Here is a 16,090-nt window from a genome sequence, read left to right on the forward strand (position 1 = left end):
AGAATTGCCCGTGCTGGAGCTGCCGACGGACGCAGCACGTCCTGCGATAAGACAGTCCGATGGAGCCGCGTTTGACTTTGAGCTCGATTCGCATCAGAGGGATGCGCTGCATGAGCTTGCTGCTCAGCATGGATCTACGCTGTATATGGTGCTGTTAGCGGCGTATACGATTTTGCTGCATAAATACTCCGGGCAAGAAGACATTATCGTCGGTACGCCTGTTGCGGGCAGAACGCACAGCGACTTGCAAGAGCAGATTGGTATGTTCGTTGGCACGTTGGCCATTCGTAGCTATCCAGCGGGTGAAAAGGTGTTATCGGCTTACTTAAATGAGGTCAAGGAAACGATGCTTAACGCCTATGAGCACCAGCAATATCCGTTTGAAGAACTGCTTGAGAATGTGCAAGTTAATCGTGATTTAAGCCGTAATGCAGTGTTTGACACGATGTTTGTCCTGCAAAATACGGAAAGCAAGCAGTTTGAACTGGATGGGCTCCAAATGAAGCCGTATGCCAGCGCACAAAGGACAGCGAAATTTGACTTGACCTTGCGGGCAATAGAGAGTGAGGCTGGGGTCGCTTTCAGCTTGGAGTACGCAACTTCATTGTATAAGCCGGAAACTATACAGCGGATTGCGGGGCACTTTGTCCGGTTGATTGATGAGATGATCGCCCGCCCTCAGGCAAGCCTTGCGATGCTGCAAATGGTGACGGTTGAGGAACGAACGCGGCTGATAGACGTGTTCAATGATACAAGGGCAGCGTATCCGCGAGAGCTGGCCATTCATCAACTGTTTGAGGACCAAGCGGAACAAAGGCCGAATGCACCAGCCATTTTATTTGGAGAGTCGCAATGGTCTTACGGCGAGCTAAACGATAAGGCCAATCGGTTGGCACGGACACTGCAGAAGGCGGGACTTGAAGCGGAACAACTGGTAGCCATTGTAGCAGAGCGTTCCTTTGAGATGATTGTCGGCATATTGGCGATTCTTAAAGCTGGAGGGGCCTACGTGCCTATTGATCCGGAGTATCCGGAAGAGCGCATTCGCTATATGATGCAGGATGCAAATGTGAGAACTGTACTGATCCAGAGCCATTTACAAAGACCTGTGTTTACGGATGCGATGGTTGTGCTGCTTGATGCTGAGCAGGCTTATGACAAGGATGGTTCAAATCTGGCATCAGCCACAGAATCAACTCAGATGGCGTACGTAAACTATACTTCCGGCTCGACAGGAACACCCAAAGGAGTGTGCGTCACGCATCGCGGGGTTGTTCGACTTGTGACACATGCAAATTATATGGATATTTGCGAGAATGACGTTTTCTTGCAGGGATCAACTATTTCCTTCGATGCCGCGACGTTTGAGATTTGGGGCAGCTTGCTGAATGGAGCAGTATTGGCGCTTCTGCCTCCTGTCACTTTATCGCTTGAGGATTGGTCGCAAGCGATCCGAAAGCATCAGGTTACGATTGCTTGGTTCACGTCAGGATGGTTCACGGTTATGGTAGAACACAAGCTTGAAGGATTGGCAGGAATCAGACAATTGCTCGTCGGAGGCGATGTGGTATCCAGAGCGCATGTGAAGAAAGCGATGGAGCATTATCCGCACTTGCGTTTGATCAATGGGTACGGTCCGACGGAAAACACGACATTTACAACTTGCCATACAATCCGTTTGGAGGATATGGATCGTGCCTTGATTCCAATTGGCCGTCCTATCGGAAATACGCAAGTATATGTGCTCGATCCATTAGGCATGCTGCTGCCGCAAGGCGCAATTGGAGAGTTGTATGCGGCTGGAGACGGTGTGGCACGCGGTTATTTGAATCAACCGGAATTGACGGCGGAGAGATTTGTTGATAATCCTTTTGTACCAGGGCAAAAAATGTACCGGACTGGTGATCTTGCACGCTGGTTGCCGGATGGTACGCTCGAATACGTAGGGCGTATGGACAGTCAGGTGAAAATTCGCGGGTACCGGATCGAGCTTGGGGAGATAGAAGCACAGCTTGGCCGAATTGCTTCGGTGCGCGAAGCGGTTGTGGTCGCAAAGGCCGATAACAGCGCAATACAGCAGCTTTGTGCGTATGTTGTAGCCAATCGGGAGCTGGCTGCTGGTGAACTAAGAAGGCACTTAGCCGAGCAATTGCCGGGGTATATGATTCCAACGTACTTTGTGCAACTCGAACGCATGCCGCTGACGCCAAATGGCAAAATCGACCGCAAGGCGCTGCCAGCGCCAGAAGGAATCATTCCTGCTGCGGTCGAATATGCAGCGCCGCGCACGCACATCGAAGCACATCTTGCCCGTATTTGGCAAGACGTTCTCGGTCTTGAACGTGTAGGCGTGTACGACAACTTCTTTGAGATTGGCGGTCACTCTTTGCGGGCAACGGCAATGGTGAGCCGTCTGCATAAAGAAATGCAAATTAATGTGCCGCTTAGACACATTTTCAGGTTCCCGACCATCGAGCAGCTTTCCAAAGCAATTGCAGACATGGAACAACAGGCGTTCCAGGCTATCCAACCTATCGAAGAAAAAGCGTATTATGCCGTTTCCTCAGCTCAGAAGAGGCTGTATATATTGCACCAGCTTGAAGGGACGGGACTGAGCTACAATTTGCCGAGAGCCATGCTGCTGGAAGGAACGCTGGACCGAAAGCTGTTCGAGGCCGCGCTGAACAAGCTAATTGCAAGGCACGAGACGCTGCGGACGAGCTTCCATATGGCGGAAGGTGAATCGGTGCAGCGCGTGCACAATGAAGTGCGCTTTGCTGTGGAATATATCCAGGCAAGTGAAGAGGAAACAGCAGAAGTGATGCGGCGATTCGTTCGCACCTTTGATCTGGAGCAGCCGCCGCTCTTGCGCGCCGGACTCATCGAGCTTGCATCTGAGCGCCATCTGTTCATACTCGATATGCACCATATTATCTCCGATGGTATTTCGATGGGCATTTTGGTGGAAGAGTTTGCACGCATGTATGCCGGGGAAGAACTGCCTCCATTGCGTAATCAATACAAAGACTATGCGGCATGGGAGCAGTCTCAGGAGCAGAAGAAGCGTCAGCTTCAGGAGGAAGCGTACTGGCTGGATGTGTTTAGCGGGGATTTACCGGTTCTGGAAATGCCAACGGATTATGTGCGGCCTGCGGTGCAAAGCTTCCAGGGTGAAGAGCTGTCATTTATGCTTGGCGCTGAGCAGTGTGAAAGTTTGCAGCGCATAGCGGCCGAAAGCGGATCAACGCTGTATATGATATTGCTGGCGATATACAAAACCTTACTGCATAAATATTCGGGGCAGGAAGATATTGTAGTCGGTACGCCAATTGCGGGCAGAACACATGGCGACTTCCAGTCGCTGGTGGGCATGTTTGTAGGCACATTGGCGATTCGCAGCTATCCGGCGCGCGAGAAAACATTTATATCGTACCTGGAAGAAATCAAGGAAGCGATGCTAGGCGCTTACGAGCATCAAGGCTACCCATTTGAGGAACTGGTGGAGAAGGTGCAGGTCAGCAGGGACATGAGCCGCAACCCGATTTTTGATACGATGTTTGTTTTGCAAAATATGGAACAAAGAGATTTACAAATGCACGGCTTGCAGATTCAGCCATATGCAAATGAACATACCGCGGCGAAGTTTGACTTAACCTTCCAGTTAGAGGAAATGGAAAATGGTATCTCGTGCAGCATCGAATATGCTTCTGGTTTATTCAAGCGAGAGACTGTGCTCCGGATGGCGAAGCAATTCGAGCAGCTAGTTGTATCCGTTACGGCAAATCCGCATGCAAGGCTAGCGTCGTTAGAGATTCTAACAGCGGAGGAGCACACACAGCTTGCAGCATTCAATGCGACAGCATCGGAATACCCAAGCGAAAAAACAGTCTACCATTTGTTTGAGCAGCAGGCGGAAAAAACACCGGAAGCGGTAGCCATCGTTCATGATGAAGAGCAAGTGACGTATGGCGAGCTAAACGCCCGTTCCAATCGCTTGGCAAGGACGCTGCGAGCATCCGGCGTGCGACCGGATCATTTGATTGGCATACTGGCGGATCGATCCGTGGAAATGATTATAGGCATACTGGCCGTGCTAAAAGCTGGTGGGGCTTACGTGCCAATAGATCCGGAGTATCCTGAGGAACGCATCCGTTACATGCTGGAGGACGCTGGCTCGGAGGTGCTGCTAGTGCAGCAGCATTTGCTGAATCACGTACATTTTGAAGGAAAGCTTATCAATCTGAATGATCCGGAGGTCTTTAGCGAGGAAGAGTCGAATATAGAGCCGATATCTGGCGCGCATGATCTTGCTTATGTGATCTATACATCGGGAACGACGGGAAATCCGAAGGGCGCGATGATTACCCACCAAGGGCTGACGAATTACTTGTGGTGGGCACAAGAGGTATATGTGGCTGGGGAAAAGCTTGATTTTCCGCTGTACTCATCCATTTCCTTCGACCTGACGGTAACATCCATATTCACGCCGCTGCTTACAGGCAATCTTATTCGCATTTACAGTGGAGAAGACAAGGCGCTAATAATCGAGCGGATCGTAACAGATAACCAAGTGAACATTATCAAACTGACACCGGCCCATTTAAGTATAATCAAAGAAATGAATATAAGGACCGGCTCAAATATCCGTAAGCTAATTGTCGGAGGTGACAATCTTGGCACGGATATAGCGAGAAGCATCCATGACAAGTTTGGCGGAGATATTACGATATTCAATGAATATGGACCAACAGAAACCGTTGTCGGCTGCATGATTTATCGTTACGATCCGGAAACGGATACGAGCGGTTCCGTTCCCATTGGGGTTCCGGCGGCGAATGTCAGCATTTATTTGCTTGATGCTGAGCGTAAGCAAGTGCCGATTGGAGTACCAGGAGAAATATACATCGTTGGAGATGGAGTTGCGCGTGGGTACTTCCGTCGTCCCGACTTGACCGCGGAGAAGTTCGTTGACCACCCATTCGTTCCTGGGAAGCGGATGTACCGTACAGGGGACTTGGCCAAAATGCTGTCAAACGGAAACTTGGAATATTTAGGCCGCGCAGATGACCAAGTAAAAATACGCGGCTTCCGTATTGAGCTCGGCGAAGTAGAGGCGCAACTGATGAAAGTAGAGGCGGTGAAGGAAGCCGCGGCCATCGCTCGCGAAAACGACGCGAAAGAGAAGCAGCTATATGCCTATTACGTAGCGGATAGCGAGCTTACGGCCGGGGAACTGCGGAGAGCATTATTGCAGAAGCTCCCAGCCTATATGATTCCCAACCGCTTCGTGCAACTGGATAAATTGCCGCTTACAGCTAATGGCAAAGTCGATCGCAGACGATTATCTCTTTTGCAGCAAAATGAGCCGCTTCAAGCCAATTACACTGCGCCAAGGAATCCGTTGGAACAAGCGCTTGCTGACATCTGGCAGGAGGTTCTGGGTATAGAACGGGTTGGCATTCACGATAATTTCTTCGATGCAGGCGGACATTCTTTGAAGCTGCTTCATATGATCGGAGAAGCTCGCAGCAGGCTGGATGTGGAAATATCGTTTAGCACCGCCTTCACTTACCCGACGGTCATGGAGCTTGCCGAGCAGCTGGGAAGCCGAAACCACTTTGATGATTCTACAGAGCAGCAAGGTACAGGGGTATCTGTATGGAACAGCAGCAAAGGCAACGGCTTAACTTTGCATTGCTTCCCGCCTATCGTAGGCTATGGGCAAGTGTTCACGATGATGGCGCAATCGTTGCAGGATACGGCATCTATATATGCCTATGATTTCATCGTTTGCGACGATACAACGGAATACTTTGCACAACATGTTCAAAAATTGCAGCCTCAGGACCCCATTTATTTGCTGGGCTACTCTGCCGGAGGCAACCTTGCATTTGAAGTAGCCAAGCGACTGGAGGAACAGGGTCGAATAGTAGCAGCTATCCTTATGTTTGACGCCTATCCGAGAGAAATGTCTTCATCTAATATGCAGCAAGAAGCGTATCTGGAGACGCTCAAAGAAGAGATTTCGATGTTCATTCGCCATGTTCCCGGGGAGACGGCAGAAAAAGTTAAACAAAACATCCTAGCTTACACAGCATGGATTGATGGGATGCAAACAAATGGAGAAGTTCAGGCTGAAATTCATCTGATCCAATCAGCAGATCCCATAGGAGAAGAGGAATGGAGAAGGAAATCCTGGAGCGCTTTAACAACGGGGCAACTGCACATTTATTTAGGAAACGGCAAACATGAGCAGATGCTGGAAAGAGATTATGCTTCAACCAACGCCTTACTTATAAAAACTATACTTGAAAATTTCACTGTTTAAAGGTGACCCGTAAAAAAGGTCAACCCTATTCATGAGATGCTCCTTGTTAAGCAGTCGGTTTATTCATTAAACCTGTCTGCTTAACGGGAAGCATGAATAATCAGGCTTTCAGATTGACGAGAAACCCGATCGTCTTGTCTCAAGACGTTTGTGGTTTCTCTTTGTTATGGGGACCTGAATGAAGATAAAGGAAGGGCATTGCGCAGCCCATTATCTTGTGAATACGTGCAAAAGTTGTCAAAGCAACTACAGTTGCTTTATCATAAAAAAGACATCTTCATCAGACCTATAACATGCCAAGGGCATAAGAAAGGAGCCGAATGATGGCTGTTCAAATCGGACTTACAGGCTGGGGTGACCATGATTCGCTTTATATTCCCGGTTCAAAGGCGAAGGACAGGCTGGGCCAATATGCCAAATATTTTCCCGTCGTCGAAGTAGACAGCTCCTTCTATGCGATTCAATCTCGGGAACGGTTCGCCAAATGGGTAGCGGAAACGCCGGACTCGCTCCATTTTATGATAAAAGCGTATCAGGGCATGACGGGGCATCAGCGCGGTGAGGCAGCAGCAGCTGCGGCATTAAATGACACGGGCCAGATGTTCGCCGCTTTTCGCGAATCCATTGAGCCGGTTATGGAGGCTGGGCGGCTGACTGCTGTGCTTTTTCAATATCCGCCATGGTTTGATTGCACGCAGGACAATGTCCGGCTGCTTCGCGAGACGAAGCTCAGAATGGGCAGCATTCGCTGCGCTTTGGAGTTCCGCCATCAGAGCTGGTTTATGCCGGAGTTTCGGGCGAAGACGCTGGCGTTTATGGAGCGCGAGGGCTGGATCCACAGCGTGTGCGATGAGCCGCAGGCGGGTGTCGGCTCGGTGCCGACCGTGCTGCAAGCGACCGATCAGGAGCTGACGCTGGTTAGGCTGCATGGCCGAAATGCAGCTGGCTGGAATCAGAGCGGAGCGCCGAATTGGCGCGAGGTTCGTTATTTGTATCGCTATAACAGCGTAGAGCTGCGAGAATGGGCAGACAACATCAAGGAGCTGCAGCAGCAGAGCAAGCATATTTGCATTATTTTTAACAATAACTCCGGCGGGGACGCGGCTGATAATGCCAAAGAACTGATGGACCTGCTTGGAATGAACTGCCCCGATGGGGAGGGGCCTTATTTTGTTCGAAATGAGCCAGAGCCGCCAGCGGTAGAGCAGCTGGAGTTATTTTAGAGTGGGAGGACAGGATTATGCCCTATCAGGGACTTGAGCAATCGATAGGTTTTACAATGGGAATGACCTATCGCAAGCTGACTAATTTATTTCAGCAACGGTTGAGAGAATATGCGATTACGCCAGAGCAGTGGTCGGTACTCATTCAAATTAGCAAGTCGGATGGCTTGATTCAGAAGGAAATTGCTTTGCGGACAAGCAAGGAAAATCCAACCGTTACCCGGATTATCGACCATTTGGAGAAGGAGCAGCTGATTCATAAGCGGCCTGGCGTTCAGGATCGCCGCAGCTTTGCTGTTTATATTACGGACAAGGGACGGCAGCTTATTAATGAAACAACCGCTATTAATGAGTCGGTAAACGATGAAGTGAAGAAGGTTATTTCCGCAGAGGAGTACGAGCTGATGATTTCGCTGCTGCTGCGGATTAATCATCATTTGCAAGCTTCAATCGAGAAAAATTAACCATTTCGCCAGCTGCTATATTTTTGCGCCACACAAGGTTTCTTGGCATCTGTTGAAATATCCTCTTAACAATCCAACATTTCCCACCGATATAAATAAAAGATAAATACGATGTCATTTAAGACGGGCTGCGCCGTGTACATATATAAAAGCGATATGCATGCGCGCATGGGATAATGGTTGGAGGAGGGAAGGCTTTGAGCGGTACAGGCCACAGCAGCAAAGATGCCGAGGGGGCAGCTTTCAAGTGGATCAGGCTAACAGGGTTTGGACGAGAAGAGTCGTGCAGGCGGCGAGAGCGGAAGGATACCCGGAAAGCGCGGATGCTCCGTCATTTTTATAAAAACTGTTTTATACCTGCTCTTGAGCAAACGGTGTTTCAGGAAAATCGTTATTACCACATCCATCAAGAACAGCTGATTGAGCTGTTTTTGTCTTCTTTTCGCCAGTTATGCCATCGGCTTTATGCCAGGCAGCAGGAGCGGCTGATTGGAGCCATTAGCATTATTGAATATAGCTTGCAGGCATCTTCCAACGCGGACGAATTATTTGCCTATCGGGTAGAGGCCTATGGCGAGCAAGGATACGATGATTCGGAGCCTTATTTCGAGAACTATAATACCGCCTGGCTGTATCAGTTCGTTCCGGAGCTGATGACGAATTTGAACGAGCAGCGCAAAGCTTATGGGGGGGAAATATTGGGCGGCGATATTGAGGATATGATGCGGGGAGAGCTGGTTTTATTTCATCAGTTTGCGGTCGGGCTAATCCGCAGCGCCATTCCAAGGGCCATTAGCGAGCCGCAATATGCGGCGCTTGCCAAAACAGATTCATTCAACATTCGGCTGGGCCAAGAAGGAAAACAACGCAAGACGATATATATAAAGCATGATGTCATTGATTTTGAAAAATGATGGCTTGAAGACAAGGCAAGAAGAAGGAGCGGACGATGAACCAAGAGCAGCTAATAGCTTTATTCACGAAGGAGCAGCGAATCGATATTACGTTTCCGGGCTATCGTCGCGAGCAGAAAGGCGCAGTCATCCGGCAAATCGCGCTGGAAAATGAGAGCGAAGGCGGCTTCGTCCTGTATACAGATTTGAACGAAAATAACGTTGATGAAGCCATTGCAGAGCAATTGGCGTATTTCCGCGAGCTGGGGCAATCGTTTGAGTGGAAGGTGTATAGCGATGACAAGCCTAGTAATCTCAAAGAACGGTTGCTGGCGCATGGCTTCGACATCGGCGAAGAAGAGGCCATGATGGTCATTCAGCTTGCTGATGGACATGAACTGCTTCAGTATGAAATTCCGCCTTCGATTCGCCCTGTCACGGATGCAGCGGGCATTGATGCATTGGTCGCGCTGGAAGAAGCGGTGTGGGGCGTGCCGCATGCCGAGCATGGCGAGCGATTAAAGCAGGATTTGCAGGATAAGCAAATCGGACTGCACATCTACGCAGCTTATGACGGAGACCAAATGGTCAGTACCGCCTGGATGTATTTGCACGAAGGAACGTCCTTCGCAAGCATTTGGGGCGGATCTACGCTTGCGGAATACCGCGGCAAAGGGCATTATTCAGCGCTGTTGGCTGTTCGGGCACAGACTGCCTGGCAGGCGGGCTTTCGTTTGATGACGGTGGATGCAAGTCCAATGAGCCGTCCGATTTTGGCGAAGCGAGGCTTTGAGCTGCTCGCTTATACGTGGCCATGCCAGTCGCCTGCGCATAATATTTAATCTAGGTTGTTACTAGTAATAATGATACAATAGTCAAAGCTATAGTGAATAATAGGAAGATGCGGGAGGGCAAAATGACGACTTTATTGCTGCTTGGCAGCATCAATATGTTTTTATCGGTAATGCTCGGCGCATTCGGCGCGCATGCTTTGAAGAAGAAGCTTTCCGCCGACATGCTGGCTATTTTTCAGACGGGGGTGCAATACCAGATTGCCCACGCGCTTGGCTTGCTGCTTGCCGGCATTTTAGCGGGCGGGGTATTGACGAGTGGGCTCGTCGTAACCGCAGGCTGGTTTCTCTTTGCCGGCATTATTTTGTTCAGCGGCAGCCTTTACTCCCTTAGCCTCAGCGGTGTGAAGAAGCTGGGTGCGATTACTCCGCTAGGCGGACTTTGTTTTTTGATCGGCTGGGCCATTCTTGCCGTTGCGATTATTCAAGGCTAGCTGCATAGCCGTACAGGACGAGAGAGCTTGCCGTGGGCAGGCTCTTTGGTCATTTTGCTAAAGGATTGGGAGGAAGTTCGTTTATGTTTACGGGATGGCGCCTTTCGGTGCTGGGACTAATTATTGTGGGGACAACCGCTATTGTCGCTCCTCTGTTCAAATTAATGGAGTTCGGCAAGACGATTCCATTGTTCATTTTATTCGCGTTGTTTATCGGCTGTATGGAGCTGTTGGAATGGAACAAACGTCGCAATCGAAGACGCTAATCCTTGCAAGGAGTAATGGAGCCTGGAGAATGACAAACTATTGCTTATTAAGAGAAAGGGGATTCAGCAAATGCCGCAAATCGACACGCCGTCTGTCCTGCTGCTTTTTTTCGCCCTTCTGGGCATATTGAGCAAAAACAACTCCATCACCATCGCTGCCGTATTTCTGCTGCTTCTCCGGGTAACGAATGTGCATCAGGCTTTCCCGTGGATCGAGAAACACGGCCTGACTTTGGGCATCATCATATTGACGATTGGTATTCTCGCGCCGCTGGCAAGCGGGACGATCAGTATGAAATCGGTCTATGAATCGTTTCTCCATTGGAAATCGATAGCGGCCATCGTCGTCGGCGTGCTGGTTGCTTATTTGGGCGGGCGCGGCTTTCATCTCATGTCCAGCCAGCCGACGATCGTGACCGGGCTTATTATCGGGACGATCATGGGCGTTGCTTTTTTTAAAGGTGTTCCAGTCGGTCCGCTTATTGCGGCTGGGCTGCTGTCGCTGTTGATTAGCAAGTGAGGCTGAGCCATTCTTCATGCAAAATAGCGTAGTAATACTCATCCCACCAAGCATGGGCGCCATTAGGAATGCATTTTTTGAAAAAGCCTTCTCTGCGCATGCCTATTTTCTCCATCACACGGTAGGAGGGAATGTTCTCGGGTTGGCAGGTGGCAATTATTCGGTGCAGCTGCAGCTCCTCAAACCCATATTTCAGCATGGAGCGTGCGGCTTCCGAGGCATAGCCTTGATTGCGATAATGCGGGCTGAATACCCAGCCAATTTCATAGGTATGATTTCCAAAATAGTTATGGAACACAAGATGCCCAATAAGCGGTTCGCCGTTTTTCAACAGTACAGCGTAATTTTGCGTCTGGTCTCCGATATTATCTAGAACGAACTGTTTAGCGCCTTCTTCTGTTTGCACGCCTCCGGGTATGTAAGTCATAACAGCAGGATCGCAGGTATAGGCCCACACAGCCTTCCAATCGTCGGATTTAAAAGCGCGAATACGCAACCGCTCTGTTTCAATTAACATGTAATGAACTCCATTTCACAATGAATGATTTTGGAAAGAATGATTTTTTTAAAAATGATTTTAAAAAAAAGATTGGATATAGGGGCAGCTTATCCCTCGAATTATACAAAAATCCTTCCTAATTACAAGCTTTAATTGTTTTGGGGCTTTGTGACAATACAAATGGCACGCATGCTTGCACCTAATAAGGTGAAGCTTGTGTGCCTTTTTGGTGTTTTGCTAGGTTTGCGGGGACAGGAAGCTGCTGTTACCTTTGCAGCTCCTGCTCCTGTTCTTCCTCTTCATCCAAAGCTTGCGGCGGCGGGTTGCCAATTCGCCATTGTACGCCTTGGGCTGATCCGTGGCCGTAGCCTCCGTATCCGCTCGCGCCAGCTTGGGTATTGACGCAGGCCGGTCCGATAATGGTCGTATTTTGAATCGGCGACAGCACATGGGCGAGCTGTCCGGCATTAACGCAATAGGCGAGCTGGAATACTTCCTTCGGGGTAATGCGCAGCACGTCAGAGCCAAATACCGTTTGTGGACAGCGGTCATCAAAAATCGTAATAAAATGCGTATACTCGCTGCACGCAATAATCCAGTGCCACCAGCCCATTGGAATGTATACGGCCTGGTGATCGCACACCCGGTAAGTAAGCAGCTGCTTTGTGAAAGGATTCAAAATCGAAACGACAATTTCACCATGCGTGACGAATACAAGCTCCGTCGTATTGGGATGCCAATGGGGCTCAACAATATGATTTTTGGTCATATGCGCATCGAAAAACGACGTGCTTCTTAGCACAGGCAATTCATGTGCAGTTAATTGGTTTAAGTAATTGCAGGAGTCCTTATGGAACAAGGGGGCGCAATTGACATCGTAAAACAAATTTAATGCGGGTGATGTGAGGTCTACATATTCTGTACTCATGATCGGCCTGCCTTTCAGAATCTTAGTTTTTCCAGCAGTGTATGCAGCTGCCTAGATGGAGGTGAAGAGCTGGCGCGAAAGTCAGTTCTATCGGTGTCTATTGAAATCAGAATATAGTCCATTAGAACAAGTGTATCGTGAATTGGATCTCCTGCTCCCAGACGCTAAAGTTAAAGCATTAAAGCTAGGGAGGAATCACGTTGGAGCAGCAAGTGAAGATTTGGGAAGAGACGGTTTCCATACCGACATATGGCGTAGGCAAACCAGAGCGAAATCCGATGTTTCTAGAAAAAAGAGTATATCAGGGCAGCTCGGGCCGGGTGTACCCGCATCCCGTAATTGATAAAATCGAAAATGAAAAGCAGCTTCAGCCCTACAAGCTCGTCGTTCTCGAAAATGAATATGTGCGTATCGAAATGATGCCAGAGCTGGGCGGCCGCATTTATCGGGCGCTGGATAAGACGAATGACTATGATTTCGTTTATTACAACAAGGTGATCAAGCCTGCGCTGGTGGGGCTCGCGGGACCTTGGATTTCCGGGGGCATTGAATTCAACTGGCCGCAGCATCATCGTCCAAACACCTATGGGCCTGTAGAATATCGTCTGGCTGAAAATAAAGACGGCAGCGCTACGGTGTGGGTCAGCGAAATTGACCGCATGTATGGAACGAAGGTAACGGCTGGCTTTACGCTCTATCCAGGCAAGGCGTATTTGGAAATTTCCGCCCAGCTTTACAACCGTACGCCTCAGCCGCAAACTTTTTTATGGTGGGCCAATCCGGCCGTAGCGGTTAATGAGCATACGCAGTCGGTATTTCCTCCTGACATCACAGCGGTGTTCGACCACGGCAAGCGGGACGTAAGCCGGTTTCCAATAGCGACAGGCACGTATTATAAAATGGATTATTCCGCCGGCGTTGATATTTCCCGCTATCGCAACATTCCTGTGCCAACCTCTTATATGGCTTACAAATCCGACTATAATTTTGTTGGAGGCTATGACCATGGGGTGCAGGCGGGGCTGCTGCATGTGGCGAACCATCATATTTCCCCCGGCAAAAAGCAGTGGACATGGGGAAATGGCGAGTTCGGCATCGCCTGGGATCGCAATCTGACCGATGAGGACGGGCCTTATATTGAGCTGATGACGGGCGTATATACGGACAATCAGCCGGATTTCACCTGGCTTCAGCCGTATGAGGAGAAGGCGTTCAAGCAATATTTTATGCCCTACAAAAATATTGGGGTCGTCAAAAATGCGTCCATCGATGCCGCTGTTAATTTGGAGGTCGATGAAGAGGCGCGGGAAGCTGTCGTTTACGTTTATGCAACAGCTGTGTTCGAGGATGCCCAGATCGAGCTGCGTGGACGGGGACGCAGCTATATTCAAGAGAAGGTGAAGCTGTCACCGAACGACATATTCAAGTCGATCGTCACATGGGATGAAGCGGATCAGGCTTTTGATTTGTTGCTGTCGGTCCGTGATTCGGCAGGGAAGCTGCTCATTTCTTACCAGCCTGCCAAGCCTTCGCTTGAGCAAATACCCGATGCGGCTAAGCCGCTTGAAGCGCCTGCTGCGCTCAAAACCAATGAGCAGCTGTATTTGGCGGGGCTTCATTTGGAGCAATATCGCCACGCGACCTTTGAGCCGGAGGCGTATTATCTGGAAGGGCTAAAGCGCGATGCCAGCGATAGCCGGATTAATGTCGCCTATGGCACGCTGCTGCTGCGGCAGGGGAAATTTCAGCAGGCGGAAGGGTATTTCCGCACCGCCATTAAGTCGCTGACGTCGCGCAACCCGAATCCGTATGACAGCGAGGCGCTTTATCAGCTTGGTGTTGCCTTGAAGCATCAGGGGAAGCGCGAAGAAGCGTTCGCTGCTTTCTACAAGGCAACATGGTCAGCGGCTTGGCAGGATGCCAGCTACTTCTCGCTGGCGCAGATCGCTTGCGCGGAAGGCGCGCTTGCGGATGCGCTGGAGCTGGTGGAGCGTTCCATCGTGCGGAACGCTCGCAATTATAAAGCGCGCCATTTGAAGGCGGCGCTGCTGCGCAAGCTTGGACGCAGCGATGAGGCGATAGCCTTCGCGGCGGAAACGCTCGGGCTCGATGTGGCCGATTTCGGATCGGCCAACGAGCGCTGCTTGGCGCTGGCTGCTGGGGGGCAGCAGCAGCTGGCGGATCAGGCGCGCGCCGAGCTGCAGCGGCTTATGCGCGGCGATGCGCACAATTATTTGAATTTAGCTGCCGACTATATCGGCAGCGGGCTGCATGAGGAAGCGATTGCGGTGCTTGCGTGCATCGTGTCTTCACTAGAGGTTGCAGCAGCAGATGGCGCGGCAGCGGTCTACCCGATGCTGCATTATACGCTTGCTTATGCGTATGAGCAGTCAGGCCACACGGAAGCCGCGGCTGCCTCGCGCCAAGCTGCGGAAGCTGCTGCTCCCCATTATTGCTTCCCGAACAGCTTGTTTGAGCTGATCGTGCTGGAGCAAGCGATTGCGGCCAATCCGCACGATGCGAAGGCGCATTATTATTTGGGCAATTTATTGTATGACAAGAAACGGCATTGCGATGCGATTGCCCATTGGGAAGCATCGCGCGCAGCAGAACCTAATTTTGCTACCGTCCATCGCAACTTAGCACTCGCCTACTACAATAAACGTGGCGACGAGGCGGCTGCGCTTGAAGCACTCGAGCAGGCTTTCACACTCGATCAGACCGACGCCCGCGTCTGCTATGAGCTGGATCAGCTATATAAAAAGCTAGGGCATCCTGCTCAGCAGCGGCTCGCCAAGCTGGAACAGCAGCGGACGCTTGTCGAGCTCCGCGACGACCTGTACATCGAATATGTCACGCTGCTCAATGCGACAGGGCAGCATGGTCAAGCAGTAGCTGCGCTCGCTTCACGCCAGTTCCATCCTTGGGAGGGCGGGGAAGGAAAAGTGACGGGACAGCATGTGTTCACGCATGTTGAACTCGCCAAACAGGCGCTCCAGCAGGGGAATGCGTCCCATGCGATACAATTGCTGAACATGGCGCTCGTCTATCCGGAGCATTATGGGGAAGGCAAGCTGCATGGCGCACAGGAAAACAATATTTATTATTATTTAGGCTGTGCGTATGAAGCGCTGAATGATCCGCTTAGAGCGGAAGATTGCTTTAAGCAGGCTTCTCAAGGGCTGGAGGAGCCTGCTAGCGCGCTGTATTACAATGACCAGCCGCCAGATATGATTTTTTATCAAGGGTTGTCGTGGTTAAAGCTGGGCAACGACCCGGAGGCAAATCGACGCTTCCATAAGCTGCTCGATTATGCGGAAAAGCATATTTTCGACCGGGTTGAATTTGATTATTTTGCCGTTTCGCTGCCAGATTTCCTCGTTTTCGAGGATGATCTGAGCAAACGCAACGAAATTCATTGCCGTTATATGATGGGATTAGGCCTTCTTGGGCTTGGGGAGCGTAAACAGGCGGCGGAGCAGTTTGGCGCCGCTCTGCGATTGGATGGCAATCATAGCGGAGCGCGCATTCATAGCTTACTGGCGTTATCTAATTAAATAGTTTGTGTCTTTTAGTCAAAGGATGAAGCCGCTGTCCATGATCTGGACAGCGGCTTTTTTTGTTTTCATTTTACTGATTCTATGAACGCAGTAAGCATGAGGAGGAAATGATTATTTTCTTTAT

11 protein-coding genes are annotated in these 16,090 nt (G+C 50.2%); 9 read left to right on the top strand and 2 right to left on the bottom strand.

Annotated features, from left to right (window positions below; genetic code table 11):
• The 8 genes from AC6B99_RS32630 to AC6B99_RS32665 form a co-directional block, all read left to right on the top strand.
• A partial coding sequence (locus AC6B99_RS32630) for an amino acid adenylation domain-containing protein (RefSeq protein ID WP_496665102.1) occupies window positions 1–6,328 on the top strand: 6,328 nt, incomplete at its 5' end.
• 323 nt (window positions 6,329–6,651) lie between these two features.
• On the top strand, window positions 6,652–7,551 hold the full coding sequence (locus AC6B99_RS32635; RefSeq protein WP_056035468.1) for a DUF72 domain-containing protein: 900 nt from the start codon (window positions 6,652–6,654) through the stop codon (window positions 7,549–7,551).
• Window positions 7,552–7,568: 17 nt separating this feature from the next.
• The gene (locus tag AC6B99_RS32640; RefSeq protein ID WP_056035471.1) at window positions 7,569–8,015 is read left to right on the top strand and encodes a MarR family winged helix-turn-helix transcriptional regulator; all 447 of its coding nucleotides are present in this window, start codon (window positions 7,569–7,571) and stop codon (window positions 8,013–8,015) included.
• Window positions 8,016–8,212: 197 nt separating this feature from the next.
• A complete protein-coding gene (locus AC6B99_RS32645) occupies window positions 8,213–8,929 on the top strand; it encodes a hypothetical protein (RefSeq protein WP_494860663.1) in 717 nt (238 codons plus the stop codon).
• Window positions 8,930–8,964: 35 nt separating this feature from the next.
• Entirely contained in the window at window positions 8,965–9,750 is a 786-nt protein-coding gene (locus AC6B99_RS32650) for a GNAT family N-acetyltransferase (RefSeq protein ID WP_494860661.1), read from the top strand.
• 74 nt (window positions 9,751–9,824) lie between these two features.
• Window positions 9,825–10,193 (top strand): DUF423 domain-containing protein, encoded by a 369-nt coding sequence (locus AC6B99_RS32655; RefSeq protein ID WP_056035479.1) that lies wholly within the window; start codon window positions 9,825–9,827, stop codon window positions 10,191–10,193.
• 83 nt (window positions 10,194–10,276) lie between these two features.
• The gene (locus tag AC6B99_RS32660; protein ID WP_056035480.1) at window positions 10,277–10,459 is read left to right on the top strand and encodes a hypothetical protein; all 183 of its coding nucleotides are present in this window, start codon (window positions 10,277–10,279) and stop codon (window positions 10,457–10,459) included.
• Between the two features lie 70 nt (window positions 10,460–10,529).
• A complete protein-coding gene (locus AC6B99_RS32665) occupies window positions 10,530–10,979 on the top strand; it encodes a DUF441 domain-containing protein (RefSeq protein ID WP_496665107.1) in 450 nt (149 codons plus the stop codon).
• Here the strand turns inward: AC6B99_RS32665 and AC6B99_RS32670 are convergent.
• Together AC6B99_RS32670 and AC6B99_RS32675 are read right to left on the bottom strand one after the other, a co-directional pair.
• Window positions 10,969–11,496 (bottom strand): GNAT family N-acetyltransferase, encoded by a 528-nt coding sequence (locus AC6B99_RS32670; protein WP_496665103.1) that lies wholly within the window; start codon window positions 11,494–11,496, stop codon window positions 10,969–10,971. The genes AC6B99_RS32665 and AC6B99_RS32670 overlap by 11 nt on opposite strands.
• A gap of 247 nt (window positions 11,497–11,743) precedes the next feature.
• Complete coding sequence (locus AC6B99_RS32675) at window positions 11,744–12,406, bottom strand: cupin domain-containing protein (RefSeq protein ID WP_496665104.1); 663 nt, start codon at window positions 12,404–12,406, stop codon at window positions 11,744–11,746.
• A 200-nt stretch (window positions 12,407–12,606) separates the two neighbouring features.
• Between AC6B99_RS32675 and AC6B99_RS32680 the strand changes: the two genes are divergently transcribed.
• The gene (locus AC6B99_RS32680) at window positions 12,607–15,963 is read left to right on the top strand and encodes a DUF5107 domain-containing protein (protein WP_496665105.1); all 3,357 of its coding nucleotides are present in this window, start codon (window positions 12,607–12,609) and stop codon (window positions 15,961–15,963) included.
• The last annotated feature ends 127 nt before the right edge of the window (window positions 15,964–16,090 follow it).

The sequence above is a fragment of the Paenibacillus liaoningensis genome (assembly GCF_059609455.1).

What these genes read in the sequence shown, in the direction of transcription:
- AC6B99_RS32635 (WP_056035468.1), top strand. Translation starts at nt 6,652, where the DNA reads ATGGCTGTTCAAATCGGACTTACAGGCTGGGGTGACCATGATTCGCTT.
- AC6B99_RS32640 (WP_056035471.1), top strand. Translation starts at nt 7,569, where the DNA reads ATGCCCTATCAGGGACTTGAGCAATCGATAGGTTTTACAATGGGAATG.
- AC6B99_RS32650 (WP_494860661.1), top strand. Translation starts at nt 8,965, where the DNA reads ATGAACCAAGAGCAGCTAATAGCTTTATTCACGAAGGAGCAGCGAATC.
- AC6B99_RS32655 (WP_056035479.1), top strand. Translation starts at nt 9,825, where the DNA reads ATGACGACTTTATTGCTGCTTGGCAGCATCAATATGTTTTTATCGGTA.
- AC6B99_RS32660 (WP_056035480.1), top strand. Translation starts at nt 10,277, where the DNA reads ATGTTTACGGGATGGCGCCTTTCGGTGCTGGGACTAATTATTGTGGGG.
- AC6B99_RS32665 (WP_496665107.1), top strand. Translation starts at nt 10,530, where the DNA reads ATGCCGCAAATCGACACGCCGTCTGTCCTGCTGCTTTTTTTCGCCCTT.
- AC6B99_RS32670 (WP_496665103.1), bottom strand. Translation starts at nt 11,496, where the DNA reads ATGTTAATTGAAACAGAGCGGTTGCGTATTCGCGCTTTTAAATCCGAC.
- AC6B99_RS32675 (WP_496665104.1), bottom strand. Translation starts at nt 12,406, where the DNA reads ATGAGTACAGAATATGTAGACCTCACATCACCCGCATTAAATTTGTTT.